Annotated in this window: 2 protein-coding genes; both read right to left on the bottom strand. The window is 54.8% G+C overall.

All coding sequences use genetic code 11. From position 1 onward, the window contains the following. Positions 1 to 592 precede the first annotated feature (592 nt). Positions 593 to 886 carry a DNA adenine methylase gene (locus ACFWW2_RS16950; RefSeq protein ID WP_393929870.1) on the bottom strand — a complete coding sequence of 98 codons (294 nt, stop codon included), beginning with the start codon at positions 884 to 886 and terminating at the stop codon, positions 593 to 595. Positions 887 to 985: 99 nt separating this feature from the next. Continuing rightward, positions 986 to 1,919, bottom strand: a protein-coding gene (locus ACFWW2_RS16955; protein ID WP_393929872.1) for an IS630 family transposase whose coding sequence is annotated in 2 segments (ribosomal slippage) — positions 986 to 1,600 and positions 1,603 to 1,919 — 932 coding nt annotated over the 2 segments. Because the reading frame shifts where the segments join, the coding sequence is not laid out codon by codon here. This gene is flagged as partial in the annotation.

The raw sequence follows: 1,919 nt of genomic DNA on the forward strand, positions 1-1,919 counted from the left end.
GGCGCTGCAACCCTTACCACGCTTTCCCCATAGGCAGCGCCTGGTCGCCGCGGCTTCCACCTTGCGAGGATTTCCAACGCGGGCCCCACGCAGCTCCCAACGGCAAAGTCGCACACCGGCCCGCATCGAAAATCCTTCACCTCTGCTGACCTTGGCTTAGGTCACAGTAAAGGTCTGGTCTAGGTCAGGGTTGCATGACGTTTGAGCCAATATTGCGTGACGCGGCGCATTGACGGGATTCAGAAAATCCGCCGCATCGAGTCAAAGGTGCGCGACGTTCTACAGGATCAGAGATCCGATGCAAAAAGGATCGTCACCCGTCGGGCAAACCAACGTGCAAGATGACGACTTAGAAACAATGGTTTTTAGGTCAGCAATACTGACTTATTGGGGTGTATCCCCTTGGCATACGTACTTGTAGGCCAATTACAAAGCTCAGTTGAAAGCTGCTCGCTGGACCCAACACCTCTGAAACATAAGTAAGCTCTATTTATGGTAGGCTTTGGTTATGCTTTTAGCACTTGTCTGACGTCAGCCTAGGCGTATAGCGAACAACAAAGAGTGGTTCTATGCCTCTAAGTCAAGATTGAGCTTAACTCATATCAACGCAATCCTTAGATGAATTTACGTCAGATAGAGCGGCATTTTTGGGCGTTTGATGAAAGAACACAACACCACCGCCCAAGAACGGCTCGATAAATCTGCCTGAGTATTCAGGGAGATGAAACAGGTTACTTTCCACCAGCCAGCGCTTTCCGCCGAGCCATTTGATGAAAGGTTTCGTTGGAATTACTTGATAACTTTGTGCCTCCACAGATCCTATGCGAAGTGGTGAACAGCCACAAGTTATAGTAGTACTGTAAGAGATGGCCCCGACATACAGCATGCGGAAAGATGCAGATAGACCGACCCGACTAGGTTTGGTGTGCGGAGATCACCTTCGTGCCGGTACGCGATGGGTTCCTATATCTAAAGCGTTTCGGGATTAGTTTGAGGTATATCCGGCAGCCTTGAAGTAGTTCCAGCACTCTGTGGGATCGTATAAGTCGCAGATTTGGCCGATGGCTTCGAATACAGCAGTGAACGAGCGGGCACCGACGCGGCGGAGATGGGCCTTGAGCTTGGAGAAGGCCTGCTCGATTGGGTTTAGGTCGGGTGAGTATGGCGGCAGGTAAAGGAACCAGCAGCGATGCGCCTTTAGAGCCGCTGCGGCCTCTTTGTTCCTATGGGTGGCGAGATTGTCGAGAATGACCGCTGTGCCGGGCGCGATTTCCGGGATCAAGACCTCCTTGACATAAGCCGCGAACGCAGGACCATCCATTGCTCCCTTGATGACCCACGGCGCGATCAAGGCATCCTGTGTCAGACCAGCGATCAACGTCTGAGTTCCCCAACTTCCGAAAGGTGCATCCATGGTCAGCCGCTCGCCGCGTTGGCCCCACCCGCGCAGGCGGGTGAGGTTTGTTTTCACTGCCGTTTCATCCAGAAAGACAACGCGATCCGGCATTCCGGCGATGGCGGGAGAGCGGTGCGCAAACCAGTCCGCACGTTGTTGCCTCACCTTTGCTCGGCGGCGTTCGGTGGCAACCAACGACTTTTTTTGTGCGTGAAGCCCAAGCGCTTCAAGAGACCTGCAATCGAAGAGTGGTGCACAACAACACCTTCGGCATCGGTGAGCGCATCGCGCAGTTCAAAGAGCGTGATATCCGGGTCCTGGGCCACCAGTTCTTCAAGGAAACCGACATGAGCGGCCAGCTTGCCTGTGCCCGGCGGACGGCCCATCGGTGCCACAGCGGCTGCGCCAGTCCTTCGAATTTGCCGCGACCAGCGCGCCCCTGTCGCGGCAGACAACTGGAGGCGGCGGGATGCCTCTCTGCCTGACAGCCCTTCCTCAATCAATCGTGCAAAACGATCTCGCA

It is taken from the genome of Yoonia sp. R2-816, assembly GCF_046762905.1.
In the GTDB taxonomy this organism is placed as follows: Bacteria; Pseudomonadota; Alphaproteobacteria; order Rhodobacterales; family Rhodobacteraceae; genus Yoonia.